Here is a 23114-nt window from a genome sequence, read left to right as displayed (position 1 = left end):
CACCACCGGCAAGAGGCCGTTCTGGAAGCAGTTGTTGTAGAAGATGTCGGCGAAGCTGGTGGAGATCACGCAGCGGATGCCGAAGTCCATCAGCGCCCAAGGAGCATGCTCGCGAGAGCTGCCGCAGCCGAAATTGTCGCCGGCCACCAACACGCCGGACTTCCGGTAGGCCGGCTGGTTCAGCACGAAGTCGGCTTTCTCGACGCCCTGCTCGTCGAAGCGGAAGTCGTAGAACAGCCCCTTGGCCAGCCCCGCCCGCTCCACGGTCTTGAGGAACTGCTTGGGGATGATCTGGTCGGTGTCGATGTTGGCCAGCGGCAGCGGCGCGGCTGCTGCGTCGAGGCGGGTGAAGGCTTCCATCAGACAGGTTCCAGCTTGGGTTCGGCGCTGAGCATGAGCGTGGGCGCGCCGCCGGGGGCGTCGCGGACGGTGAAGACCCTGGTGCCGGGCTTGCGGCCCGTGCGCACTTCCGAGACGTCGAAGCCGGCGGCGGCGATGCGGGCCTGGGCGGCGTCGGGGTCGGTCACGCGCCAAGCGAGGCCGCCGAAGCGGTCGGGCCTGGCGAGCGCCTCGAGGTCGGGCTCACCGATCTTCGCGCCCATCTCGACCACCGCGTCGCCGACCCGGAAGAAGAGCTGGCGGGCGTTCCAGTTCGGGTTCTCGCGGTCGAGCCGCAGGTCGAGGTTCAGCTTTGCGCCATAGACGGCGAGCGCGCGGTCGACGTTGCCGGTGGTGACCACCACGTGGTCGAGCTTCTCGATCGCGCCGGGGCCGGTAGGCTCGGACAGCGGCCAGGCGTCGTCCTTCGGAGGCGCCATCAGGAGGAGCTGCAGGCCCCCCGTCGCCTTGGCGTCGAGGTTCGAGCCCAGCCAGGTGCGCGTGCGCCCGTCGTCGGCGGTGGTGCGCACGGCGGCGGGCGGCGTCGCGGGAATGCCGCGGCGGGTGAGCAGAGTCGCGAACGTCTCGATGTTCTCGGCCGTGAAAGCGACGGCCCAGATCCCCTCGCCCTTGGCGTCCAGGTGCGCGCGCACCCCGTCGGCGAACGCGCCCTCGCCTTCCGGCGCGATGACGTCCAGCGCCATGTTCGGGAACTGGAACCACGCCTGGCGCACGCCGCCGCCGCGCCCGATCCAGTTGGGCGTAACGCCCAGCAGGCGCGTGTAGCCGTCGACGGCGACGTCGAGGTCGCGGACGACGAGGGCGATGTGGTCGAGGCCGGTGATCATAGGAACTCCCGCACGTCCACGATGTGGCCCGCGATCGCCGCGGCGGCGGCCATGGCGGGGCTCATCAGGTGGGTGCGGCCGCCGCGGCCCTGGCGGCCCTCGAAGTTGCGGTTCGAGGTGGAGGCGCAGCGCTGGCCAGGGGTGAGCTTGTCGGGGTTCATGCCCAGGCACATCGAGCAGCCCGGCTCGCGCCACTCGAAGCCGGCGGCGCGGAACACCTCGTCCAGGCCCTCCTCCTCGGCCTGCAGCCGCACCAGGCCCGAGCCCGGCACCACCATGGCCCGGACGCCCTCGGCCACGTGGCGGCCTTCGGCGATCTTGGCGGCGACGCGCAGGTCCTCGATGCGGCTGTTGGTGCACGAGCCGATGAAGACCACGTCGATCTTGGCCTCGGTGATCGGCTGGCCGGCCCGGAGGCCCATGTAGTCCAACGCCCGCTCGGCCGACGCGCGCTTGTCGGGTGTGGCGAAGCTGTCGGGCTGCGGGACCTTGCCGGTCACCGGGACCACGTCCTCGGGGCTGGTGCCCCAGGTGACCGTGGGCGCAATGGTCGAGGCGTCGATGACGATCTCGCGGTCGAAGACGGCGTCCTCGTCGGAGAAGAGGGTCTTCCAGTAGGCGAGCGCCATCTCCCAGCCGCCGGCCTTGGGCGCCGCCGGTCGGCCCTTGAGGTACTCGAAGGTGATGTCGTCGGGTGCGACCAGGCCCGCCCGCGCGCCGCCCTCGATGGTGAGGTTGCAGAGCGTCATGCGGCCTTCCATCGACAGCGCGCGGACCGCCGAGCCGGCGTATTCGATGACGTAGCCGGTGCCACCCGCCGTGCCGATCTCGCCGATCACGGCCAGGGCGTAGTCCTTGGCGCCGACGCCGGGCGCGGGCTCGCCCTCGATGCGGACGCGGAAGTTCTTAGCCTTCTTCTGGCGCAGCGTCTGGGTGGCCAGGACATGCTCGACTTCGGACGTGCCGATGCCATGCGCCAGGGCGCCGAACGCGCCGTGAGTGGAGGTGTGGCTGTCGCCGCAGACGATGGTCATGCCGGGCTGGGTGCGGCCCTGTTCGGGGCCGACGACGTGGACGATGCCGTTGCGCACATCGCCCATCGGGAAGAACTCGATGCCGTAGTCCTCGACGTTCTTCGCCAGCGTCTGCAGTTGCAGGCGCGCCTCCTCGTCGGCGACCGCGTCGACGCCCAGCGCCTGGCCCTCGGTCGGCACATTGTGGTCGGCCACCGCCAGGGTGCGGTCGGGCCGGCGCACCGCGCGGCGGTTGGCGCGAAGCCCGGCGAAGGCCTGCGGGGTGGTCACCTCATGGATCAGGTGCAGGTCGATGTAGACGATCGCTTCGCCGTCCTGCGTGTCGACGACGTGCGCGTCCCAGATCTTGTCATAAAGGGTCTTGCCGGGCATGCGGCGCATGTAGGTCGCCGCACGTGCGCAAGTCTAGTGCTGCGGCGCCGCACGACGCGGGTCAGGCCGGCAATTTTCTTCCCTCCCTTGATGGGACCTTGATGGGGAGGGAAGGCCGCGGCAGCGGCCAGGGTGAGGGAGTAAGGGACAGAACTGAGAGGCCAGTGAGGATCGACACCTCCTCACCCTGCTCGCCTTCGGCGAGCTGTCCCTGCCCATCAAGGGAGGGAAACTCAGAGGAAGCTGTACGGGTCGATGTCGATGGCGACGCGGATCTGGCCCGGCGGTTTCACCCGCGCGCGCCAGGCGGCCATGTAAGCCGAGAGGTCCACCGTCCGGTCGGCGCGCACCAGGAAGCGCTTGCGCCGCCGCCCGCGCACGAGGCCCAGGGGTGCGTCGGCGGGCCCATAGACCGCCACCCCCGGCGTGTTGGGCGCGACACTGGCCATGCCCTGTACGAACGCCTCCAGCTGCGCCGCGTCCGGCCCCGAGGCGATCACGGCCGCGAGCCGGCCGAACGGCGGCAGGCCGGCCAGCTCGCGCTCGGCCATCTCGGCCTCGACGAAGGCGTCGCGGTCCTGCGCCTTCAGCGCCTGCATCACCGCGTGCTCCGGCGCATAGGTCTGCAGCAGCGCCCGGCCCGGCCGGTCCCGGCGACCCGCCCGGCCGGTCGCCTGGGCCAGCAGCTGATAGGTCCGCTCGGCGGCGCGCAGGTCGCCGCCGCGCAGGCCGAGGTCCGCGTCCACCACGCCCACCAGCGTCAGCTTCGGGAAGTTGTGCCCCTTGGCCGCCGCCTGGGTCGCGACCAGGATGTCGATCTCGCCCGCCGCCATGGTCTCAACCAGCCGCCGCGCCTCACGGGCGTCGAACACTGTATCCGAGGAGAAGACCGCGATCCGCGCCTCCGGGAACAGGGCGCGCGCCTCCTCCTCCACCCGCTCCACACCCGGCCCGATCGACACCAGGCTGTCCTTGGCCGCGCAGTGCGGACACGCTGCGGGCTTGGGCATGGAAAAGCCGGTCAGGTGGCAGACGAGGCGGCCCGTATAGCGGTGCTCGACCAGCCACGAGTCGGTGTCCGGCGCGGTCATCCGCTCGCCACACGCCTTGCACAGCACCAGCGGCGCATACCCCCGGCGGTTCAGGAACAGGAGCGTCTGCTCGCCCCGCGCCCAGGTCTCGCCCATGGCGGCCACCAGCGGCGGCGACAGCCAGCGACCCGCCTCCGGCGGCGTCTCGCGCAGGTCGATCAGTTCGATGTCGGGCAGACGGGCCGTCCCGTGCCGCGCCGACAGCTTCAGCCAGCGGTAGCGGCCCGCCTCGGCGTTGCGCAGCGTCTCCAGCGACGGCGTGGCCGAGGCCAGCACCACCGCGGCGTCCTCGATCCGTCCGCGCACTACCGCCAGGTCGCGCGCGTGGTAGATGAAGCCGTCCTCCTGTTTGAACGAGCCGTCGTGCTCTTCGTCCACGACGATCAGCTTCAGCCGCCGGAACGGGAGGAACAGCGCCGAGCGCGCACCCACCACGATCCGGCAGTCGCCCGAGGCCGCGCCCTCCCACACGCGCCGGCGATTGGGCGGCGCCACGTCGGAGTGCCACTCACCGGGCGCCGCGCCGAACCGGGCGGTCACGCGGGCGATCACCGCCTGGGTCAGCGCGATCTCGGGGAGCAGGATCAGCACCTGCGCCTCCGGGTCGGCCGCCAGCGCGGCGGCGGCGGCCTCGAGGTAGACCTCGGTCTTGCCCGAGCCGGTGACGCCATCCAGCAGCGTGACACCGAACCCCCCGACGGCGGCCTTCAGGGCGTCGGCCGCCGCCGCCTGGCTGGCGTTCAGGTCCGAGCCCGGCCGCGTCAGGTCCGGCGGCTCGAACCGCGCCTCGGCGACCATCTCGCGGACCTCGAGCACGCCCTCGTCGACCAAGCCCTTCACCACACCCGACGACACGCCGGCGGCCCGCGCCAGTTCGGCGGCCGGCATGGGCGCCGCGGCCGCCGCCAGCACCTTGGCGCGCGCCGCCGTGGGTCGCGCGGGTTGCGCCCCTGTCGCCACGACCACGCGGGTCGGCCGCGGCTTCGGCGCACGGGCGCCGCGCAGCGCGATGGCCAGCGGCTGGCCGGGCGCGTCCACGGCATAGCGCGCCGCCCACTGGATGAACTCGACGGTCCCCGGCGGCAGCCGCGGGTCTTCCAGCCGCTCCGCCACGGGCTTCAGCGGCCGGTTCCCGCCCAGCGCGGCGCGCAGCTCGGTGACCACGCCGCGGATTAGCCGGGGGCCCAGCGGCACCGCCACCTGGTCGCCCGGCTCCAGCCCCATGCCCTCGGGCTCGGCGTAGTCGAACGCCTCGGGCAGCGGCATGGGAATCAGGACGGAGGCGATGCGGCTCATAGGTTTGCGGAGAGGGGCATCGCAGCTACAAGCGGCCGGAACAAGAGATAGGATCGATGCAGCTCTTCCTCGACACCACCGACACCGCCGTCCTGAAGGACCTCGCCGCCACCGGGCTGGTCGACGGCGTCACCACCAATCCATCCCTGATCGCCAAAAGCGGACGTAACATGCTGGAGGTGATCGCCGAGATCTGCGCGATCGTCGACGGCCCGGTCTCGGCCGAGGTGGCCGCCATGGACACCGCCGGCATGCTCGCCGAGGGCCAGAAGCTGGCCTCCGTCGCCACCAACGTGGTCGTGAAGGTGCCGCTCACCCGCGAGGGCCTCGTCGCCACCAAGGAGTTCGCCGCCCAGGGCATCCACACCAACGTCACCCTGTGCTTCTCGGCCGCCCAGGCGCTGCTCGCCGCCAAGGCGGGCGCCACCTACATCAGCCCCTTCATCGGCCGCCTGGACGACCACGGCGCCGACGGCATGGACCTGATCACCGAGATCCGAGCAATCTACGACAATTACGACTTCGACACCGAAATCCTGGCCGCTTCGGTCCGCAATCCGGCCCATGTGGCCCAGGCCGCGCTCTCGGGCGCCGACTGCTGCACCATCCCGCCGGACGTCTTTGCGGCGCTCTTCAAGCATCCGTTAACCGAACGCGGGCTCCAACAGTTCATGGCTGATTGGCAAAAGACCGGTCAGTCCATCCTGTAAGAGGCTTGAGGTGACATGGACGGGTCGCAGGGCGAGTTTGGCTTTGAGTCTCCCATCGACCCGTCCGCGGTCCGCCGCTTCCTCGCCGACAACCCGGAATTCCTGAAGGGCGACGACGGCCTGCTGGCCGAGCTGGGCCTCACCGTCGCCACCTCCAACGTCGTCGAGTTCGCGCCGATGGCGCGCGTGCACGCCGCCCACCAGCGCGAGGCCGAGCAGCGCCAGCTGCTGGAAGAGACCGCCCGCGCCAACTTCGCCGCGCAAGCCCAGACCCACGGCGCGGTGGTGGACCTGCTGGACGCCCGCAACAACTCCGACCTTGCCCGCCGGGTGGACGAGCTTGCCCGCACCCGCTTCGGCCTCGTCGCCGGCGTCATCGCCCTGGAGTGCGAGAACCTGCCGCCCGCCGGCTGGCGGCCGCTGGTCGAGGGCCAGGTGAACCTGCTGCTGGACGGCCCACGCCGCATGTCCCGCATGGGCGTCGTGCGCACCGCCTTCGGCCTGTTCGACGAGGCGGTGGGCCCCATCGCCTCGGTCGCCATGGTGCGCATGGCCATCTGGGAGCCGTCGCGCCAGGGTCTGCTGGCCTTCGGATCGGCCGATCCGGAGGGCTTCACGCCGGACATGGGCAGCGAGCTGATCGCGCTCCTCGCCCGCGTCGTCGAGCGCACGGCGGAGCGATGGCCGCTTCCCTGAGCGCCGAGCAGGCCCGCCAGGCCTGGCTCCAGCACCTGGCGCACGAGCGTCGTGCGTCGCCGCGCACGCTCGAGGCCTACGGCTTCGCCGCCCAGCGCTACATCGCGTTTCTCGAACAGCACCGGGCCGAGGCGCTCCGCGTCCCCGGCTTCTCCACCGTCACCCCCGCCGAGGTCCGCGGCTGGCTCGCCCACCTGCGCTCGGGCGATCGGCCGCTGTCGCCCCGCTCGCTCAGCCAGTCGCTCTCGGCCATCCGCACCTTCCACCGCTTCCTGGACCGCCGTCTCGACGCGCCCAACGCCGCCATCGCGCTGGTCCGCGGGCCCCGCGTGAAACCCGGCGCGCCTCGGCCGGTCACCGAGGACCAGGCTCATGGCCTCTTGGCCGAGCCCGGTCTCGACCCCGACCGCGAGGACTGGGAGGCGGCCCGCGACCAGGCGGTGCTCTCGCTCCTCTACGGCTGCGGCCTGCGGATTTCGGAGGCGCTGTCGCTGAAGCGATCCGACGCGCCGCTGCCCGACCTCCTGCGCATCACCGGCAAGGGCTCGAAGACCCGCATGGTCCCGGTGCTGCCGGCCGTCCGCGCGGCGGTGGATGCCTATGTCGCCGAAGCGCCGTTCCTCCTGGAGCCGGACGAGCCGCTCTTCCGGGCCAAGCGCGGCGGTCCGCTGAGCCCGCGCCACGTGCAGGCGACCGTCCAGATCCTACGCGGCCGCCTGGGCCTGCCCGCGAGCGCCACGCCGCATGCGCTCCGCCACTCGTTCGCCACGCACCTCTTGGGCGCCGGGGCCGACCTGCGCTCGATCCAGGAACTGCTGGGCCACGCCTCGCTCTCGACCACCCAGCGCTATACGGAAGTCGACGCCGCCGCCCTGCTCAGCGCCTACAACGACGCCCATCCGCGGGCGTAGCTGCCTACTCGTCGGCGACCTTGAGGAAGCCGTTGCTGCCAGGTGGCGTGGGCGCGTGCATCAGGTGGCACGGCCGGGCGCGGCGGTCCTGGTAGCGGCGGATCGGGACGCGGCTGCCGGTGAGGATCGTGCGTTGCGGCCGCAGGCGCTGCTCGCCCTTCTCGACCACGTAGTAGGGGGCCGGTCGGCAGCGGATCGTCTGCGCCTTCTCGTTCGCGCCCACCAGCGGCTCGCCCGAGGGGCCCGAGACCACCAGCACGCCGGAGAAGATGAGGGCGGCGAGGTCCATCACCGGCCCGCCCCGTAACGCACCACCAGCGGATTGGCGCAGGGCCCGATCATGCGGACCACGGCCTTCTCGTGGTTGGCCTTCGGCAGGTCGCCCAGCTCAGAGAGCTTCACCCTGCCGTCCTCGCGGTAGAGGAGGGCCGGATCGGCGATCTCGTAGGTCCCTTGCGACTTGCAGACGGCGGGCGGCGCTTCCGTTCGCCACACGCGCAGATGCGCGGGCGGACCGGCGGCCGAGGCCACGGTCGCTGCGGCGAGGATTGTCAGCACTGCGGCCTCCCTAACGCAAAGCTCGGTCAGGCTGCCACCACAGCTTGCGTCGTCCAAATTAAGCTTCGGTCACATCATGACCGTCAATGCTTGTCCGGTCGAATTGGCATGACTTGATACGCGGATGGCGGAGGATCAGGGTTGTCGGGCGCGGCGCGTGTATCACCGCGCATCATTGTGACCACCGGACAGCCGTTGATCCGCCTATCGACCAGGAGCATCGGCCCGGCGGCCGGCAGGTCGCCCAACCGCCGCGCGATCGGGCGTCCATAACGATCGACCACCTGCTGGCGTCCATCGCGGCAGCGCGCCGGGATCGACTTGGAATAGAGGTTGGGCGTCCGTGAGACGTCGTAGTCCGCGGGCATGGGCGGTATGGTCGGCACATCCGGCACGGCGGCCATGGCCGCGGCGGCAAGAAGGATCGGCAGCATGGCGGCCTCCTCTCCGGGGCAGCCTATCACAAACGCGCCGGCTGGACCTCAGCTCCGCACGTAGCGGAGCCACTTCACCCCGTCGTCCTCGCCGGCCTCGATGCAGATGAAGCCTTCGCGGTCGTAGAAGGCCTGCGCGCCCAGGTTCGCCGCCTGGCACTTCAACGAGAGACCACCGCCGGTTTCGGCCAGCACATGGTCCAGCAACGCCTTGCCGATGCCCCGGCCGCGCTGCTCGACGTAGAGCGAGTGCAGGAAGGCCTGCGGCCGGTAGAGCGCCGCCAGCCCCACGATGCGGCCGTTCTCCACAGCCACGAACACCTCCTCGTCGCGCGCGGCGGCGAGGAAGTCCTCGGTGCGGTGCCTCTCCGGCTCGACCCAGGTGAAGGTCTCGCGCAGCACGCGGACATAAAGCCCGGCGCAGGCCGTCAGCTCCTCGACCCGCGCCCGGCGGACGACCAGCCTAACGTCGACGGACATGGTCTCGAACCCTCCTTCCCCTGCGGGTGAGGAGAAGGTGCAGACCCTTTGTCAGGCCTGCATCGTCCACCCTTCGACTCCCATGGCGGCCTGCCGGAGCGCCTCCGAGCGGGTCGGGTGCGGGTGGCAGGTGCGCGCCACGTCCTCGGACGCCGCGCGGAATTCCATGGCTACGCAGTACTCGCCGACCATCTCGGACACGCAGGGCCCGATCAGGTGCGCGCCCAGCACCTCGTCGGTCGTCGCGTCGGCGAGGATCTTCACGAAGCCCTCGGTCTCGTGGTTGATCTTCGCCCGACTGTTGGCGGTGAAGGGGAACTTGCCGGTCTTGTAGGCGCGGCCCTCGGCCTTCAGCTCCTCCTCGGTCTTGCCCACCCAGGCCACTTCGGGCGCGGTGTAGATCACGCTCGGGATAATGCCGTAGTTCACGTGGCCGGCCTTACCCGCGATCGTCTCGATGCAGGCCACCGCCTCTTCCTCGGCCTTGTGCGCGAGCATCGGGCCCAGGGTCACGTCGCCGATCGCCCAGACGCCGGGCGCCGAGGTCTTCCAGTGGTCGGTCTCGATGAAGCCGCGCTTGTCGGGCGTGATCCCGACGCTCTCCAGGCCCAGGTTCTCGGTCCACGGCTTGCGGCCGATGGCCACCAGCACGTAGTCGGCCTCGACCGTTTCGGCCGCGCCGCCCGCGACAGGCTCGTAGCTGAGCGTGACGCCCTTCTTGGACGCCTTCGCCCCGGTCACCTTCGCGCCCAGGCGGAACTCCATGCCCTGCTTGGTCAGCGAGCGCTGGAAGGTCTTGGCCATCTCGGCGTCCATGCCCGGGCAGATGCGGTCGAGGAATTCGAGCACGGTCACCTTCGCGCCCAGCCGGCGCCACACCGACCCGAGCTCCAGCCCGATGATGCCCGCGCCGATCACCACCAGGTGCTTCGGCACCTCCGGCAGCGATAGCGCGCCGGTGGAGTCCACGATACGGATCTGATCCACCTCGACGCCCGCCAGCCCCGCAGGCTCCGATCCGGTGGCGATGACGATATTCCTGGCTTCCAGGGTGGAGACCTTGCCGTCCTCGGCGGTCACCTCGACCTTGCCGGGGCCGGCGATCCGGCCCGCGCCCTTCACCCAGTCCACCTTGTTCTTCTTGAAGAGGAACTCGATGCCCTTGGTCAGGGCGGTCACGGACTCGCCCTTCTGCTTCATCATCTGCGGCAGGTTGAGCTTGGGCGCGACGTCGATGCCCAGGTTGGCGAACTCGCTACCGGCGGCGGCGAACAGCTCCGAAGCGTGCAGCAGCGCCTTCGATGGCATGCAGCCCACGTTCAGGCAGGTGCCGCCCAGGGTCACGCGCTTTTCCACGCATGCCGCCCTCAGCCCCAGCTGGCCGGCCCGGATCGCGGCGTTGTAGCCGCCGGGGCCGCCCCCGATGATGACGACGTCGTAGGTGGTGCTGTCAGCCATGGTGCGCCTGTGCCTCAGATGGGCGCGCAACCTAGGCATGGAAAGCTTCAGGTCAACCGCGGAGGGCCGCCCTTTTCCCTCAGCAGTTCAGGTAGACCCGCGGGCGGCCGTCTCCGCCGGCCTGCGCTATGGCCCCGTGCGAGGGCAGCTGTGCGCCTTTCTTCAGCATCCGGGTCAGCCGCTCGAGCACCGAGGCGCCGCTGAACGGCTTGGCCAGCACGTCGCGGACACCCAGGGTCACGCCCACGCGCACGTCCTCGGCGGCGATGTTGCGGCCCACCAGCAGCACCGGCGGCGTCTGGCGTCCCGGCAGCGAAGCCATCTCGCGCAGCAGCCCCAGGGCGTCCATCATCGGCAGGTTGCGCTCGAGGATCACCGCATCGGGCCGCGTGGCCTTCAGGATCTCCAGCGCCGTCAGGCTCGAGCGCGCGGCCAGCGGGTGATAGCCGGCCACGTCCAGGCGGATCTGGACCATCTCCAGGGTCGTGCGGTCATGGTCGACGACCATCACCTTTGTTCCGCGTCCGTCGAATTGCATCTGCGGCGGGCTCCCTAGAACAGGTCCACGTCGCCGTTGTCGGGCGCTTCGGCCTCGTCGTCGTAGTCGCCGCCCAGGCCCGCGGTCATGCGCTCGGCCAGCGCGCCCAGGGTGATCTCGGACAGCGCCGGTCCCACCGGCACGCTCACGCCCTCGGGCGTCGCGGCGCTGACACCGCGGGCGAAGGCGGACAGGCTGGTCAGGTGCTGCGAGAGCAGGTCGACGGCGTGCAGACCCTCGAGGAGTCGGCCCCGCTCGGCCTCGGGCAGGCCCTCCATCACCTCGGCGATGATGCGGTCCAGGAAGATGCAGCGCGCCGCCGACAGCTCGATCTCGGCCGCCAGCACGTCCAGCGTGACAGCGACATCGGGCGCCCAGGCCCCGGCTCCAGCGATCGGCGCGTTCATGCGTCCCCCCTTTTCGGGAGCGACATTCTCACTGCCGGGCTGAATTTTTGGTGAATTCTGGGAAACGATGTTCGTCGATTGTGCCCCGACGACATGCCCGCCCAGGCTGTCGTGACACGCGCCGTAGGCGCTCTGTTCAAACCGCGGAAAACGCAGAAAGACGCGGAAGGGGCGGGCTGCTTTTCCGCGTCCTTCCGCGTCTTCCGCGATTCAAATTCCTATGGCGCTTCGCGCGAACCTAGACGTCCAGCAGCAGGCGCTGCGGGTCTTCGATGGCTTCCTTGACGTGCACCAGGAAGGTCACCGCGCCCTTGCCGTCGACGATGCGGTGATCGTAGCTCAGCGCCAGGTACATCATCGGACGCACGACGATCTGACCGTTCACGACCATCGGCCGTTCCTGGATCTTGTGCATGCCCAGGATGCCCGACTGCGGCGGGTTCAGGATCGGCGTCGACATCAGCGAGCCGTAGATGCCGCCGTTCGAGATGGTGAAGGTGCCGCCCTGCAGGTCGTCCATCGAAAGCTGGCCGTCCCGAGCCTTCTTGCCCAGCGCGCCGATCTCCTTCTCGATGTCGGCCAGGCTCATGGCGTCGGCGTCGCGGACGACCGGCGTCACCAGGCCCTTCTCGGTGCCGACGGCGACCGAGATGTCGTAATGGTTCTTGTAGATGACGTCCGTGCCGTCGATCTCGGCGTTGACGTCCGGCACCTGCTTCAGGCCGTGGATCACCGCCTTCACGAAGAAGCTCATGAAGCCCAGCTTCACACCGTGCTTCTTCTCGAAGCTGTCCTTGTACTGGTTCCGGAGCGCCATCACGCCCGACATGTCCACCTCGTTGAAGGTGGTCAGCATGGCGGCGTTGTTCTGGGCCTCCTTCAGCCGGCGCGCGATCGTCTGGCGCAGGCGGGTCATCTTCACGCGCTCTTCGCGCTCATGGATCTCGCGCGGGGCCGATGGAGCCTGAACCGGCGCAGGCGCCTTCGAGCGGGCCTCCAGCGCCGCCAGCGCGTCGCCCTTGGTCACCCGGCCGCCCTTGCCCGTGCCGGCGATCGCCGCGGGATCCAGGTTGTTCTCGGCGGCCACGCGCTGCGCCGAGGGGGCCAGAACCGGCTCCGCGGCGAGCTTGGCCGCGGGGGCGGGCGCAGGGGCCGGCGCAGGCTCAGGCTTGGCCTCGGCCTTCGGGGCCTCGGCCTTCGGGGCCTCGGCCTTGCCGCCGCCGTTGGCCTTCGGCGCCGCCGCGCCGCCTTCCGAGATCTTGCCCAGCACGGCGCCCGGCTCGACCGTGGCGCCTTCCTCGGCGCTGATCTCGCTAAGCACGCCGTCGGCAGGCGCGGCCACTTCCAGGCTCACCTTGTCGGTCTCGAGCTCCACCAGGATCTCGTCCTTGCGGACCGCCTCCCCGGCTTTCTTGGCCCAGCGGGCGACGGTCGCCTCGGTGACGGATTCACCCAGCGCCGGGGTCATGATGTCGGCCATCGGGGGGTAGCGCTCCTTGGATCACATACACAGACAAGTGGGACGGGCGGGCGGGGTTTACCCTAGGCGAACGCCTCTGTCAGGAACGAGTCGAGTTCCTTCAGGTGGCGGTTCATCAGGCCAGCGGCCGTGGAGGCCGAGGCCGGGCGGCCGACATACCGGGCGCGCTTGGCCTTCACGTTCATCCGCTCCAGCGTCAGCTCCAGCCAGGCGTCGACGAACTGCCAGCCGCCCATGTTCTTGGGCTCCTCCTGGCACCACACCACCTCGGCGTTCTTGAACCGCTTCAGCTCGCTGGTGAGCGACTTCAGCGGCCACGGATAGAACTGCTCCAGGCGCAGGATGTAGACATCGTCGCGGCCGGTCTTGGCCCGCTGCTCCACCAGGTCGAAGTAGACCTTGCCCGAGCAGATCACGACGCGATTGATCTCGGCGTCGGGCTTCAGGGTGATCCCGCCGACCTCGCAGCCCGCCTCCGCGCCGTCCACCATCACCCGGTGGAAGCCCGTGCCGGTGACGAAGTCCGACAGGTTCGACACCGCCCGCTTGTGGCGCAGCAGCGACTTGGGGGTCATCACGATCAGCGGCTTGCGGAACTCGCGCAGCAGCTGGCGGCGCAGGACGTGGAAGTAGTTGGCCGGGGTCGTGCAGTTGACCACCTGCATGTTGTCTTCCGCGCACAGCTGCAGGAAGCGTTCGAGGCGCGCCGACGAGTGCTCGGGCCCCTGGCCCTCGTAGCCGTGCGGCAGCAGCATCACGAGGCCGCTCATCCGCAGCCACTTGCGCTCGCCTGAACAGATAAACTGGTCGATGACCACCTGGGCGCCGTTCACGAAGTCGCCGAACTGGGCTTCCCACATGGTCAGCGTGTCGGGGTCGGTCAGCGAGAAGCCGTACTCGAAGCCCAGCACCGCCTCTTCCGACAGCGCCGAGTCCAGCACCTCGAAGTGCGCCTGGCCGGGGCCCAGGTTGCGGAGCGGGAAGTAAACCTCCTCGGTCTTCTGGTCGATGATCCCCGAATGGCGCTGGCTGAAGGTGCCGCGCACGCTGTCCTGGCCCGACAGACGGACCGGATAGCCCTGGTCGAGCAGGGTGGCGAACGCCAGGCTCTCCGCGGTCGCCCAGTCGATGCCCTCGCCGGCCTCGATCGCGTCGCGGCGGGCGGCGATGACGCGTTCCACCGTCTTGTGCACCGCGACCCGCTCGGGGATCGACGTCAGCTTGCGGCCCAGGTCCAGCAGCTTCTGCTTGGGCGCGCCGGTGGCGTAGCGCTCGTCGCCCGAGGCCAGCTTCACGCTCGACCACTTGCCGTCCAGCCAGTCGGCCTTGTTCGCGGCATAGCCCCGGCCGGCCTCGAACTCCTGGTCGAGGAACTGGTCGAACTCCTTGATCCAGCCGTCGACGTCAGCCTGGCTGCAGACGCCCTCGCCGATCAGGCGGGCCGCGTAGAGGTCGCGAACCGACGGGTGGTTCTTGATCTTCGCGTACATCAGCGGCTGGGTCATCGTGGGGTCGTCGCCCTCGTTGTGACCGAACCGCCGGTAGCAGAACATGTCGACGACCACGTCCTTGCCGAACAGCTGGCGGTATTCCGTGGCCACCTTGGCCGCGAAGGTCACCGCTTCCGGGTCGTCGCCGTTGACGTGGAAGATCGGCGTCTCGACCGACAAGGCCACATCCGTCGGATAGGGCGACGAGCGGCTGTTCTTCGGGCTGGTCGTGAAGCCAATCTGGTTGTTGACCACGAAGTGCATTGTCCCGCCAACGCCGTAGCCGCGCAGGCCGGAGAGCGCGAAGCACTCCGAGACCACGCCCTGGCCCGCGAACGCCGCATCGCCGTGCAGCAGCAGCGGCAGCACGTGGCCGCGGCCGGCGGTCGGCTGCTCGCGCAGCTTGAAGGCCTGCTTGGCGCGGACTTTTCCGATCACCACCGGGTTCACGATTTCCAGGTGCGACGGGTTCGCGGTCAGGGACAGATGCACGCTGTTGCCGTCGAAGTCCCGGTCCGAGCTGGCGCCCAGATGGTACTTCACGTCGCCCGATCCCTGCACGTCGGACGGCATGGCCGAGCCGCCTTGGAACTCGTGGAAGATGATGTGGTAGGGCTTGCCCATCACCGCGGCCAGCACGTTCAGGCGGCCCCGGTGCGGCATGCCAATGACGATGTCCTGCACCCCCATCGCGCCGCCGCGCTTGATCATCTGCTCCAGCGCCGGGACCATCGCCTCGCCCCCGTCCAGGCCGAAGCGCTTGGTGCCGGGGAAGCGGCGGTGGAGGAAGCCCTCGAACCCCTGCGTCTCGATCAGCTTCTTCAGGATGGCGACCTTGCCCTCCTTGGTGAAGACGATCTCCTTGTCGCGGCCCTCGATCCGCTCCTGCAGCCAGGCCTTCTCCTTGGGATTCGACACGTGCATGTACTGCACGCCGACGTTGCCGCAGTAGGTGCGGCGCAGGATGCCCAGGATCTCGCGGATCGTCGCGGTCTCCAGGCCCAGCACGTAATCGAGGAAAATCGGCCGGTCGAAGTCGGCCTCGGAGAAGCCGTAGCTCGCGGGCTCCAGCTCGGAGGCGTCGCCCGGCGTGGTGGCGATCCCCAGCGGATCCAGGTTGGCCTTCAGGTGGCCGCGCATCCGGTAGGCGCGGATCATCATGATGGCGCGCAGGCTGTCCAGGGTGGCGGCGCGGACTTCGTCGATGCTGGCGGCAGGCTTGCGGGCCTCGATCGTCTTGCCGACCTTGGCCTCGACGGCGGGCCACAGCCCGTCGATCGCGCTCATCCAGTCGGGGCGCGGGGCCGGGGCGGAGGGCTTGGTCCAGGCGGGCCTCTGCGCGGCGCGCTGGGCGTCGGCGCCCGAGTCCGCCAGCGAGGCGAAGAACGCCTGCCACGACGGCTCCACCGAGCCGGGGTTCGCCGCCCACCTTGCGTAGAGGTCCTCCACGAAGGCCGCGTTGCCGCCGTAGAGGAAAGAGGTCTCGGCCAGAACTTCGTTGATCAGGCCTGCGTCGTCCGCCATTTCGTCCGCCTTACCGGGGGCGGGCCCACGGACTTCGGAAGAAGGAGCCGAGCGCGGACCGCCCAATACCTAGATTTACGCCCCCCGGGCACTCGACCGGGTCGAATGCCCATAACCCGCATTGTTTAACCGTTTACCACGTCGGCCCTCACCGACCGGCGCGGAAACGCGGGTTGGCCTAGCCTTTCAGCACCTCGAGCAGAGTCGTGCCCAGCGCCGCCGGTGACGGCGACACACGGATGCCCGCGGCCTCCATCGCCGCAATCTTGTCTTCGGCGCCGCCCTTGCCGCCCGAGATGATCGCTCCGGCGTGGCCCATGCGCCGCCCAGGCGGGGCCGTGCGGCCGGCGATGAAGCCCACCATCGGTTTCTTGATCTTCGAGGCCTTGATGAACTCCGCGGCGTCTTCCTCGGCCGAACCGCCGATCTCGCCGATCATGATGATCGACTCCGTCTCGGGGTCCTTCAGGAACATGTCGAGCATGTCGATGAACTCGGTGCCCTTCACCGGGTCGCCGCCGATGCCCACGGCCGAACTCTGGCCGAGGCCCACTTGCGTTGTCTGGAACACGGCCTCGTAGGTAAGGGTGCCCGAGCGCGAAACAACACCCACGCTGCCGCGCTTGAAGATGTTGCCCGGCATGATGCCGATCTTGCACTCGTCCGGCGTCAGCACGCCGGGGCAGTTGGGTCCGATCAGCCGGGACTTCGAGCCGCACAGGGAGCGCTTCACCTTGACCATGTCGGACACCGGGATGCCCTCGGTGATGCAGACGATCAGGGGCACTTCCGCGTCGATCGCTTCCAGGATCGAGTCCGCGGCGAAGGCCGGCGGCACATAGATCACGGACGCGTCCGCGCCGGTCTGCTTCACGGCCTCGGCGACGGTGTCGAACACCGGCAAGCCGATGTGGGTCGTGCCGCCTTTGCCGGGGGTGACGCCGCCGACCATCTTGGTCCCGTAGGCGATCGCCTGTTCCGAGTGGAAGGTGCCCTGGCTGCCGGTGATGCCCTGGCAGATGACGCGGGTGTTCTTGTTGATGAGGATCGACATTACTCAGGCGCCCCGCACGGCCTTGACGATCTTCTCGGCGCCGTCCGAGAGGTCGTTGGCGGCGATGACGTTCAGGCCGCTCTCGTTGATGATCTTCTTGCCCAGCTCGGCGTTGGTGCCTTCCAGGCGCACCACCAGCGGCACCTGCAGGCCCACCTGCTTCACCGCCGCGATCACGCCGTTGGCGAGGATGTCGCAGCGGGCGATGCCGCCGAAGATGTTGACCAGGATGCCCTTCACGTTCGGGTCGGCGATGATGATCTTGAAGGCCGCCGTCACCTTGGCTTCGTCGGCGCCGCCGCCCACGTCCAGGAAGTTGGCGGGCTCGGCGCCGTAGAGCTTGATGATGTCCATGGTGGCCATGGCCAGGCCGGCGCCGTTGACCATGCAGCCGATCTCGCCGTCGAGGGCGATGTAGGAGAGGTCGTACTTGGAGGCCTCGATCTCCTTCGGGTCCTCCTCGGTCTCGTCGCGCAGCGCCTGGACGTCCTTGTGGCGGAAGAGCGCGTTCGAATCGAAGCTGATCTTGGCGTCCAGGACGCGCAGCTGGTCTTCCGCCGTCACGATCAGCGGGTTGACCTCCAGCATGCTCATGTCCTTGGCCACGAAGGCCGCGTAGAGCTGCGAGAGCAGGGCCTGCGCCTGCTTGGCCAGGTCGCCCTTCAGTTTCAGCGCAGCGGCCAGGGTGCGGCCGTGATGCGGGAAGACGCCGGTGGCCGGATCGATCGAGAAGGTGGTGATCTTCTCGGGCGTCTCGTGGGCTACGTCCTCGATGTTCATGCCGCCCTCGGTCGAGGCCACGACCGAGACCCGGCTCGTCTCGCGGTCGACCAGCAGCGACAGGTAGAATTCCTTGGCGATGGCGGCGCCTTCCTCGATGTAGAGGCGGTTCACCTGCTTGCCCCTGGGCCCGGTCTGGTGCGTCACCAGCACCCGGCCCAGCATCTCCTCGGCGTTCTGCTTCACGTCGCCGACGGTCTTGACCACGCGGACCCCGCCCTTGGCGTCGGGGCCCAGGCCTTCGAAGCGGCCCTTGCCGCGCCCGCCGGCGTGGATCTGCGACTTCACGACGAACACCGGTCCGCCCAGCTTCTCGGCGGCCTGCGCCGCTTCCTCGACCGTGAATGCGGCGTACCCGCGCGGGACCGCGACGCCGAACTCCGCGAGGACGGCTTTAGCTTGGTGTTCGTGGATGTTCATGAGGCCTTGGGGGCGACTTCTGGGAAGCTCGCCCCTGTGGCGAGTGAGCGGGCTTATAGGCGCCGCTCCCTGCGATGACAACCGCGTGAGGGGCAGAAATGACCCCATCCGCGCACGAAGGTCACCCGACGGAAGCACCTTCGTGCGCGGCCGCTCTTTGCCTGAGAGCGGCTAGCCGAAGAAGGTCATCCACAGCGTCCGGCCGGGGATGAAGGCGACGAACAGGTTGATGGCGAAGCCACCGTAGAACAGGCCCATCATCGTTCGCCGATGGCGCCGCACATCGTGGCGCTTGGCGGCGAACACCGCCAGCGGCAGCACCAGCAGGGTCCAGCCCGTGAACAGGTGCAGGAACGACCAGCTGCCGTGGTTCAGCTGGGTGATGAAGAGGGTCGCGCCGGCGGTCACCGACACCAGGCCGACCCACGTCCAGCCGGCGACCCGGTGGAAGGTCCGGCCCTTGCGCACGATCATCAGCACGCCGCCCAGCACCAGCGCGGCGAGCGCGGTGAACAGGTGGATCTTGATCACTGGCGACAGGCCGGCGATCAGCGAGAAATCGGGCGTGTGCAGGCTGCCCTGCGCCGCCAGCCGCAGCACGGCGTCACGGAACGGGGTCATGGCCAGGGCCAGGACGGCCAGGGTGGCCACGCCCGAAGCCGCCCACCAGGCGGCGTTGCGGGGGCGCGGCGTTTGCGAAGCGGTCGACATACTCTATCTCCGGCAGGGCTGGCGCGGCGGTCCGCGCGTCGTTGGGTCGGAGCCATGATCGAGGCGGGAAAGGGCCGCGAGCGGAGTTACGCCGAATGACGGCCCCGCTTCGCGAACAGACGCCGCCCGCCGTTCGCGCTTCGTCAGCGGCGGCGCGCTGGGGCCCCATCGTGCGCAGCACCGTGCTTCCGGCGGTGCTGATCGGATCGTTCCTGGCCTTCATCGGCGCGTTCGAGTCCGAGCCGATGCCGATGCTGCTGCGGCTCCCCTTCATGGTGGCCATCTCGTTCGCGGCCACCGTCCTGGGCTTCCTGACCTTCCAGCTGACCGGCCGCATGCGGCTGGCCCAGCGCCACTACGCTATCCACGGCGCGCTGGCCGCGCTGGTCATGGCCGTGCCGATGGCGCTCGTCGTCTGGGTCGCGGTCAACCTGGTGGCGCCGCCGCAGAGCGACCCGCCGATCCGGGTGATCCCGCACTACATCGTGATCTCGCTGGTGACCTCGGCGTTCTTCTGCCTGTTCGTGGCCTGGATGCGGCGCGACGCCGGCCGCGAGACGCACGCGACCGCCAAGCCCCCCAAGTTCCTCGAGCGCTTGCCGCTCAAGCTGCGCGGCGCTGAGGTCTGGGCCGTGGAAGCCGAGGATCACTACCTGCGGCTCCACACCTCCAAGGGCCAGGACCTGATCCTCTTGCGCCTCGCCGACGCCGTCACCGAGCTCGAAGGCATCGAGGGCGCCCAGGTCCACCGCTCCTGGTGGGTCGCCCGCGACGCCATCGCCGACGCCCGGCGCGGCGACGGCCGGGCGACGCTGACGCTGAAGGACGGCTCCGAGGTTCCGGTGAGCCGCACCTACGCGGGCCTGCTGCGCGAGCGCGGGTGGATCTAGCGCTTCCGCGCCAACCACTCCTCCCGGCTCTGTCCCCAGCAGTCCACCGCCACGTTGATCGGCGCCGGCAACACCGCCTGGCGCAGGATGCGCGAGCCCAGGCGCTCGGCCACCTTCTGCGAGTTCACGTTTGCCGCCTCGATGGTGTGGATCACCTCGGTCCATCCCAGGGTCTTGAACGCCCAGTCGATGGCGGCCTCGGCGCCCTCGGTCGCATAGCCTTTGCCCCAGGCGTCGCGTGACAGGCCCCAGCCCACCTCGGTTCCCGGCCAGCCCTCGGGCTGCCACGGCCCCAGCCGGCCCACCCATCGGCCGGTCGATTTCTCGACGACCGAGAACATCGAAAACCCGCGGCTCATCCACGCGCCGGCCATGGTCGACATGATCCGCCAGGCGCCGATCCGGTCCTGCGCGCCGCCCAGGTAGCGGGCGGCCTCCTCGTCGGCGCAGAACGCCGCCCAGGGTTCGAAATCCGCCGGCTCCGGGCTGCGCAAAATGAGGCGTTCTGTCTCAAGCGTGGGGATTGTCGTCGGCACGTTTTGGCCTCAATCTGCAATCGGGAGAGAGTTCGGGATTTGGGGGCGTCGTCTGGTGCGTTTGTCGCGCGCCGTTAGCCGACCCTGCTCTGCGCGTCGAGGGACCCGTTCGCCCAAGGGTCGTCCATGTCGCAGGACCTGTCACCTCAACCGCTAGAAATCACGATCGAGAAGCCGCGCCCGATGGGCCCCGGGAGGGTCGCCATCGCCGGCGTGTTTGGAGCCTGCGCCCTGGGCGCAGGCCTCGGCCTCTGGGCGCGCCCGGCGCCGCCCGAGCCGCCGGGCGTCGCCGAGCGGGCCGAACCGCCGCGTCCCGCCCTGCAGGTCGTGGTCGACGACACGCTCCCGCCGGCGAACGCCCCGCTCGAGGTGCTGCCCGCCGACCTCTCGCCGACGCCCAAGTCGGGCCTGCCGCGCCTGATCCCCGTCGAGCCGCAGGCGCCGCGCCACCCGGCCGCTGGTCTGGTGAAGGTGGACGCCGTCGTGGCCGCGCCCACGCCCACTGCGCCCGTGCACGTGATGCCGGTCGAGAAGCTGCAGGAGATCGTGGCGTCGGCGCCGGCGAAGCCTGTGGTCGCGAAGGTCGAGAAGGCCGTCGAGAGGTCCGCCAAGGTCGAGAAAGCCGTCGCCAGGCCTGAACCGAAGCCCGCCGCGACGAAGGCCAAGGTCGCCGCCACGAAGCCCGCGAAGAAGCCCGAGAAGCTCGCCCGCGTCGAGAGGGTCGAAAAGCTGAAGGCCGAGAAGCCCCGGGTCGCGAAGGTGGAGAAGGCCAAGCCCGTGAAGCTCGCCAAGGTCGAGCCGAAGAAGAAGCCCGTCGTCAAGGCCGCCGACGCAAAGCCGGCCAAGGCGGCCACCCTCGCGAAGTCCGCAAAGGTCGCGCCCAAGAAGGCGGTGGTGAAGGCCAAGGCGCCCGCTGTGAAGAAGAAGGACGTCCGAGTCGCCGAGGCGAAGCCCAAGGTGGTCAAAGCCAAGGTCGCCAAGCCCGCGCCGGCCCGCAAGCCTAAGGTCGAGAAGCCCCGGGTCGAGACCGCCAAGGTCCGCCGCCCGACGCCCGCGCCGCGCCTGGTCATTCCACGCGGCGAGGGGCCGATGCGCGTCGCCAAGGCCGCCCCCTGCGCCCAGGCCGACCCCGGAGAAGCCATCGTGTGCGCCGACCGCCGCCTGGCCGTCCGCGACCGCCAGCTGCAGCAGGCGTACCGCAACGCCGAGGCCGCCGGCGTGCCCTCCTCGGCGCTGCGCCGCCAGCAGGACCGCTGGGTCCAGGCCCGCGCGGCCGCCGCCCGCGACGCGCCCTGGGCCGTCGAAGACGTCTACGTGGCCCGCATCTCCGAGCTCAACGACCTCAGCCGCGACGCCAGGGAGAACTAGCTGGTCCGCGCAAACCGCGTGGAACGACCGTCGCTGGTGGACTGGACCATGCCGGTGACCTTGCCGGCCGGGTCGCGGTCGAAGGTCACGCGGATCGGCACGTTGGCCCCCTCCACGGCGAAGGTGTCCTTGGCGAGCGGCTTCAGCGCCACCGGCGGGCGGCGGTCGTGCGCCACCACCAGCCGGCCGCCGTCCACCTTCACCGAGCGCACGCCATAGGCCCCGGCGTAGTCGGCCAGCGCCTTCGGCGGCACCGTCGCGGCCGGCGACAGCGCTTCCAGCGCCCACTTGGCCTCGGCCCTGGCGAGCGCGCTGCCCTGGCCCTCCACGACCTTGGTCAGCGCCAGCTGCTGCGCTTTCACGAGCGCCTCGCCGGATCGGGCGACAACGTCGGGGATGACGCCCGTCCCCTCCCAGTTCTTCCTGGTGATCGGGTTCACCGGGCTGCCGCTCGACACGAAGACTGCAAACCCGTCGCCAACTTGCGCAAAGCCGCCGGGATTGGCGCCGCCCGCCGTGGCCTCGCCCACGATGATCGCCCGCTTCGCCGACTGCAGCGTGTAGGAGAAACTCTCGGCCGCCGAGGCGGTCCGCCCGCTCACCAGCACATAGACGGGGGTCTCCAGCCGCCGCCCCGTCTTGGGCGCCTCGGGCGGCCGCTCGTAGCGGTCGGGCCCGCGGCTCTTGAAGGTGTTGTAGACATCGGCGCCCTCCGGCACGAAGTGGCCGACCAGGTAGCCCACCATCGCCGGCGAGCCGCCGCCGTTGTCGCGCAGGTCGAAGATCACCGCGTCGGCCGCCGAGGCCAGGGTCATGGCCGCGTCCGCCGCCGCCTTCGCCGGGTCCTCGGGCGAACGGAAGTGGGCGAAGAAGCCCATGTTGATCACCGCGACGTTGCCCGGCAGCACCTCGACGCCGCGGAAGCCGAAGTTCTGCCGCCGGTCCGCCTCCGAGACCTCGCCGGGCCGCTGGACGCCGCTCACCGTCGAGGGCCCCGGCGGATTGGCCGACCAGGTGACGTTGAAGTGCGAGTCCTGCGGCTTCAGCCGCACCGTCAGCGCCTGGGCCAGGTCCAGCGGCGCGGCGTACTTGTCGTAGACGCCCTTCGCCGCCTCGGCTTTCAGTTCGGCCGCCAGCGCCGCACCCTTGTCGGCGTCGAAGTAGCGGGCCGCGATCTGGTCGGCGATCTTCTCCACCACCGCCCGCGGCTCGGCAGCCTGCGCCGCGCCGGCCAGCGCCAGCGACAGGGCGACCGCGCTCAGCATACGCATCGAATTCCTCCCCGAAGTTTGGCCGAAGCTTAGCCTGCGCTCGCGGGCGAATGTGTGTCGCGGCGTGTTTCAAGCCTGCCCCGGTTCGGCTGCGGTTGACCCCGCCTCCGGCGCGCGCGACCTAAGCGGGGCGCCGCTTGGAGAGCCCACTTGCCCGAACCCGTCCGCATCGCCATCGCCGGCGCACTGGGCCGCATGGGCCAGGCCGTGGAGAAGGTCGTCCGCACCGATCCGGCGCTGACGATCGTCGCCCGCTTCGACCGCCCCGATGCGACAGGCGAAGGGCTGGTCAGCGCCGCGGAGGCCCTGGACGCCGCTCAGGTCGTCATCGACTTCACCACCCCGGCCGCCTCGGTCGCGCTCACGGAACAGGCCGCCG

23 protein-coding genes and 1 pseudogene are annotated in these 23114 nt (G+C 69.9%); 6 read left to right on the top strand and 18 right to left on the bottom strand.

All coding sequences use genetic code 11. The features are described 5' to 3' along the window. From leuD to VGD44_RS10555, 4 genes are all read right to left on the bottom strand, one after another. On the bottom strand, window positions 1–360 hold a 360-nt coding region (leuD, locus tag VGD44_RS10570; protein ID WP_331086680.1), incomplete at its 3' end, for a 3-isopropylmalate dehydratase small subunit. Then, a complete protein-coding gene (locus tag VGD44_RS10565) occupies window positions 360–1226 on the bottom strand; it encodes a VOC family protein (RefSeq protein ID WP_331086678.1) in 867 nt (288 codons plus the stop codon). The genes leuD and VGD44_RS10565, both read right to left, overlap by 1 nt. Then, window positions 1223–2632, bottom strand: a complete 1410-nt coding sequence (gene leuC, locus VGD44_RS10560; protein ID WP_331086682.1) for a 3-isopropylmalate dehydratase large subunit — start codon at window positions 2630–2632, stop codon at window positions 1223–1225. The genes VGD44_RS10565 and leuC overlap by 4 nt, the downstream gene beginning before the upstream one ends. A gap of 233 nt (window positions 2633–2865) precedes the next feature. Further along, entirely contained in the window at window positions 2866–5019 is a 2154-nt protein-coding gene (locus VGD44_RS10555; protein ID WP_331086676.1) for a primosomal protein N', read from the bottom strand. 56 nt (window positions 5020–5075) lie between these two features. Between VGD44_RS10555 and fsa the strand changes: the two genes are divergently transcribed. The 3 genes from fsa to VGD44_RS10540 are packed head-to-tail and all read left to right on the top strand — an operon-like array spanning window position 5076 to window position 7336. Beyond that, a complete protein-coding gene (fsa, locus tag VGD44_RS10550; RefSeq protein ID WP_331086674.1) occupies window positions 5076–5729 on the top strand; it encodes a fructose-6-phosphate aldolase in 654 nt (217 codons plus the stop codon). Between the two features lie 15 nt (window positions 5730–5744). Further along, complete coding sequence (locus tag VGD44_RS10545; RefSeq protein WP_331086672.1) at window positions 5745–6425, top strand: DUF484 family protein; 681 nt, start codon at window positions 5745–5747, stop codon at window positions 6423–6425. Further along, the gene (locus VGD44_RS10540) at window positions 6410–7336 is read left to right on the top strand and encodes a tyrosine recombinase XerC (RefSeq protein ID WP_331086671.1); all 927 of its coding nucleotides are present in this window, start codon (window positions 6410–6412) and stop codon (window positions 7334–7336) included. Before VGD44_RS10545 ends, VGD44_RS10540 begins: the two co-directional genes overlap by 16 nt. Before the next feature lie 4 nt (window positions 7337–7340). Here VGD44_RS10540 and VGD44_RS10535 read toward each other — a convergent pair whose 3' ends face one another. The 12 genes from VGD44_RS10535 to VGD44_RS10480 all read right to left on the bottom strand — a co-directional run bounded on the left by VGD44_RS10535 (window position 7341) and on the right by VGD44_RS10480 (window position 18670). Further along, window positions 7341–7625, bottom strand: a complete 285-nt coding sequence (locus tag VGD44_RS10535; RefSeq protein WP_331086670.1) for a hypothetical protein — start codon at window positions 7623–7625, stop codon at window positions 7341–7343. After that, a complete protein-coding gene (locus VGD44_RS10530) occupies window positions 7625–7894 on the bottom strand; it encodes a hypothetical protein (RefSeq protein WP_331086669.1) in 270 nt (89 codons plus the stop codon). The genes VGD44_RS10535 and VGD44_RS10530 overlap by 1 nt, the downstream gene beginning before the upstream one ends. An 83-nt stretch (window positions 7895–7977) precedes the next feature. Further along, window positions 7978–8328 (bottom strand): hypothetical protein, encoded by a 351-nt coding sequence (locus VGD44_RS10525; protein ID WP_331086668.1) that lies wholly within the window; start codon window positions 8326–8328, stop codon window positions 7978–7980. A gap of 48 nt (window positions 8329–8376) precedes the next feature. Next, window positions 8377–8808 (bottom strand): GNAT family N-acetyltransferase, encoded by a 432-nt coding sequence (locus VGD44_RS10520; protein ID WP_331086667.1) that lies wholly within the window; start codon window positions 8806–8808, stop codon window positions 8377–8379. Window positions 8809–8859: 51 nt separating this feature from the next. Continuing rightward, window positions 8860–10266 carry a dihydrolipoyl dehydrogenase gene (gene lpdA / locus VGD44_RS10515; protein ID WP_331086666.1) on the bottom strand — a complete coding sequence of 469 codons (1407 nt, stop codon included), beginning with the start codon at window positions 10264–10266 and terminating at the stop codon, window positions 8860–8862. A 79-nt stretch (window positions 10267–10345) separates the two neighbouring features. Then, window positions 10346–10774 carry a response regulator gene (locus VGD44_RS10510; RefSeq protein WP_331086665.1) on the bottom strand — a complete coding sequence of 143 codons (429 nt, stop codon included), beginning with the start codon at window positions 10772–10774 and terminating at the stop codon, window positions 10346–10348. 44 nt (window positions 10775–10818) lie between these two features. Beyond that, on the bottom strand, window positions 10819–11211 hold the full coding sequence (locus tag VGD44_RS10505) for a hypothetical protein (protein ID WP_331086663.1): 393 nt from the start codon (window positions 11209–11211) through the stop codon (window positions 10819–10821). A 238-nt stretch (window positions 11212–11449) separates the two neighbouring features. After that, window positions 11450–12691, bottom strand: a complete 1242-nt coding sequence (gene odhB, locus VGD44_RS10500; RefSeq protein WP_331086661.1) for a 2-oxoglutarate dehydrogenase complex dihydrolipoyllysine-residue succinyltransferase — start codon at window positions 12689–12691, stop codon at window positions 11450–11452. Window positions 12692–12753: 62 nt separating this feature from the next. Then, a complete protein-coding gene (locus VGD44_RS10495; RefSeq protein ID WP_331086659.1) occupies window positions 12754–15705 on the bottom strand; it encodes a 2-oxoglutarate dehydrogenase E1 component in 2952 nt (983 codons plus the stop codon). 178 nt (window positions 15706–15883) lie between these two features. Beyond that, the gene (gene sucD / locus VGD44_RS10490) at window positions 15884–16759 is read right to left on the bottom strand and encodes a succinate--CoA ligase subunit alpha (protein WP_331086657.1); all 876 of its coding nucleotides are present in this window, start codon (window positions 16757–16759) and stop codon (window positions 15884–15886) included. 3 nt (window positions 16760–16762) lie between these two features. Further along, window positions 16763–17959, bottom strand: coding sequence for an ADP-forming succinate--CoA ligase subunit beta (gene sucC / locus VGD44_RS10485; protein WP_331086655.1), 1197 nt, complete (start codon window positions 17957–17959; stop codon window positions 16763–16765). Between the two features lie 171 nt (window positions 17960–18130). Continuing rightward, on the bottom strand, window positions 18131–18670 hold the full coding sequence (locus VGD44_RS10480; protein WP_331086653.1) for a hypothetical protein: 540 nt from the start codon (window positions 18668–18670) through the stop codon (window positions 18131–18133). Between the two features lie 95 nt (window positions 18671–18765). Here VGD44_RS10480 and VGD44_RS10475 point away from each other — a divergent pair, with 95 nt between their 5' ends. Then, complete coding sequence (locus tag VGD44_RS10475; protein ID WP_331086651.1) at window positions 18766–19560, top strand: LytTR family DNA-binding domain-containing protein; 795 nt, start codon at window positions 18766–18768, stop codon at window positions 19558–19560. Here VGD44_RS10475 and VGD44_RS10470 read toward each other — a convergent pair. Then, on the bottom strand, window positions 19557–20054 hold the full coding sequence (locus VGD44_RS10470) for a GNAT family N-acetyltransferase (RefSeq protein WP_331086649.1): 498 nt from the start codon (window positions 20052–20054) through the stop codon (window positions 19557–19559). The genes VGD44_RS10475 and VGD44_RS10470 overlap by 4 nt on opposite strands. Window positions 20055–20279: 225 nt before the next feature. Here VGD44_RS10470 and VGD44_RS10465 point away from each other — a divergent pair, with 225 nt between their 5' ends. Beyond that, complete coding sequence (locus VGD44_RS10465) at window positions 20280–21464, top strand: hypothetical protein (protein ID WP_331086647.1); 1185 nt, start codon at window positions 20280–20282, stop codon at window positions 21462–21464. Here VGD44_RS10465 and VGD44_RS10460 read toward each other — a convergent pair. Then, window positions 21461–22735 carry a S41 family peptidase gene (locus VGD44_RS10460; protein ID WP_331086645.1) on the bottom strand — a complete coding sequence of 425 codons (1275 nt, stop codon included), beginning with the start codon at window positions 22733–22735 and terminating at the stop codon, window positions 21461–21463. The two genes, VGD44_RS10465 and VGD44_RS10460, sit on opposite strands and share 4 nt — an antisense overlap. Before the next feature lie 150 nt (window positions 22736–22885). Here VGD44_RS10460 and VGD44_RS10455 point away from each other — a divergent pair. Then, window positions 22886–23114, top strand: a pseudogene (locus VGD44_RS10455) (4-hydroxy-tetrahydrodipicolinate reductase); the annotation flags it as partial.

The sequence above is a fragment of the Phenylobacterium sp. genome (genome assembly GCF_036402295.1).
GTDB lineage: Bacteria > Pseudomonadota > Alphaproteobacteria > Caulobacterales > Caulobacteraceae > Phenylobacterium.
This window is presented reverse-complemented; position numbering and strand designations above follow the sequence as displayed.

What these genes read in the sequence shown, in the direction of transcription:
- VGD44_RS10565 (WP_331086678.1), bottom strand. Translation starts at nt 1,226, where the DNA reads ATGATCACCGGCCTCGACCACATCGCCCTCGTCGTCCGCGACCTCGAC.
- leuC (WP_331086682.1), bottom strand. Translation starts at nt 2,632, where the DNA reads ATGCCCGGCAAGACCCTTTATGACAAGATCTGGGACGCGCACGTCGTC.
- VGD44_RS10555 (WP_331086676.1), bottom strand. Translation starts at nt 5,019, where the DNA reads ATGAGCCGCATCGCCTCCGTCCTGATTCCCATGCCGCTGCCCGAGGCG.
- fsa (WP_331086674.1), top strand. Translation starts at nt 5,076, where the DNA reads ATGCAGCTCTTCCTCGACACCACCGACACCGCCGTCCTGAAGGACCTC.
- VGD44_RS10545 (WP_331086672.1), top strand. Translation starts at nt 5,745, where the DNA reads ATGGACGGGTCGCAGGGCGAGTTTGGCTTTGAGTCTCCCATCGACCCG.
- VGD44_RS10540 (WP_331086671.1), top strand. Translation starts at nt 6,410, where the DNA reads ATGGCCGCTTCCCTGAGCGCCGAGCAGGCCCGCCAGGCCTGGCTCCAG.
- VGD44_RS10535 (WP_331086670.1), bottom strand. Translation starts at nt 7,625, where the DNA reads ATGGACCTCGCCGCCCTCATCTTCTCCGGCGTGCTGGTGGTCTCGGGC.
- VGD44_RS10525 (WP_331086668.1), bottom strand. Translation starts at nt 8,328, where the DNA reads ATGCTGCCGATCCTTCTTGCCGCCGCGGCCATGGCCGCCGTGCCGGAT.
- VGD44_RS10520 (WP_331086667.1), bottom strand. Translation starts at nt 8,808, where the DNA reads ATGTCCGTCGACGTTAGGCTGGTCGTCCGCCGGGCGCGGGTCGAGGAG.
- lpdA (WP_331086666.1), bottom strand. Translation starts at nt 10,266, where the DNA reads ATGGCTGACAGCACCACCTACGACGTCGTCATCATCGGGGGCGGCCCC.
- VGD44_RS10510 (WP_331086665.1), bottom strand. Translation starts at nt 10,774, where the DNA reads ATGGTCGTCGACCATGACCGCACGACCCTGGAGATGGTCCAGATCCGC.
- VGD44_RS10505 (WP_331086663.1), bottom strand. Translation starts at nt 11,211, where the DNA reads ATGAACGCGCCGATCGCTGGAGCCGGGGCCTGGGCGCCCGATGTCGCT.
- odhB (WP_331086661.1), bottom strand. Translation starts at nt 12,691, where the DNA reads ATGGCCGACATCATGACCCCGGCGCTGGGTGAATCCGTCACCGAGGCG.
- VGD44_RS10495 (WP_331086659.1), bottom strand. Translation starts at nt 15,705, where the DNA reads ATGGCGGACGACGCAGGCCTGATCAACGAAGTTCTGGCCGAGACCTCT.
- sucD (WP_331086657.1), bottom strand. Translation starts at nt 16,759, where the DNA reads ATGTCGATCCTCATCAACAAGAACACCCGCGTCATCTGCCAGGGCATC.
- sucC (WP_331086655.1), bottom strand. Translation starts at nt 17,959, where the DNA reads ATGAACATCCACGAACACCAAGCTAAAGCCGTCCTCGCGGAGTTCGGC.
- VGD44_RS10480 (WP_331086653.1), bottom strand. Translation starts at nt 18,670, where the DNA reads ATGTCGACCGCTTCGCAAACGCCGCGCCCCCGCAACGCCGCCTGGTGG.
- VGD44_RS10475 (WP_331086651.1), top strand. Translation starts at nt 18,766, where the DNA reads ATGACGGCCCCGCTTCGCGAACAGACGCCGCCCGCCGTTCGCGCTTCG.
- VGD44_RS10465 (WP_331086647.1), top strand. Translation starts at nt 20,280, where the DNA reads ATGGGCCCCGGGAGGGTCGCCATCGCCGGCGTGTTTGGAGCCTGCGCC.
- VGD44_RS10460 (WP_331086645.1), bottom strand. Translation starts at nt 22,735, where the DNA reads ATGCGTATGCTGAGCGCGGTCGCCCTGTCGCTGGCGCTGGCCGGCGCG.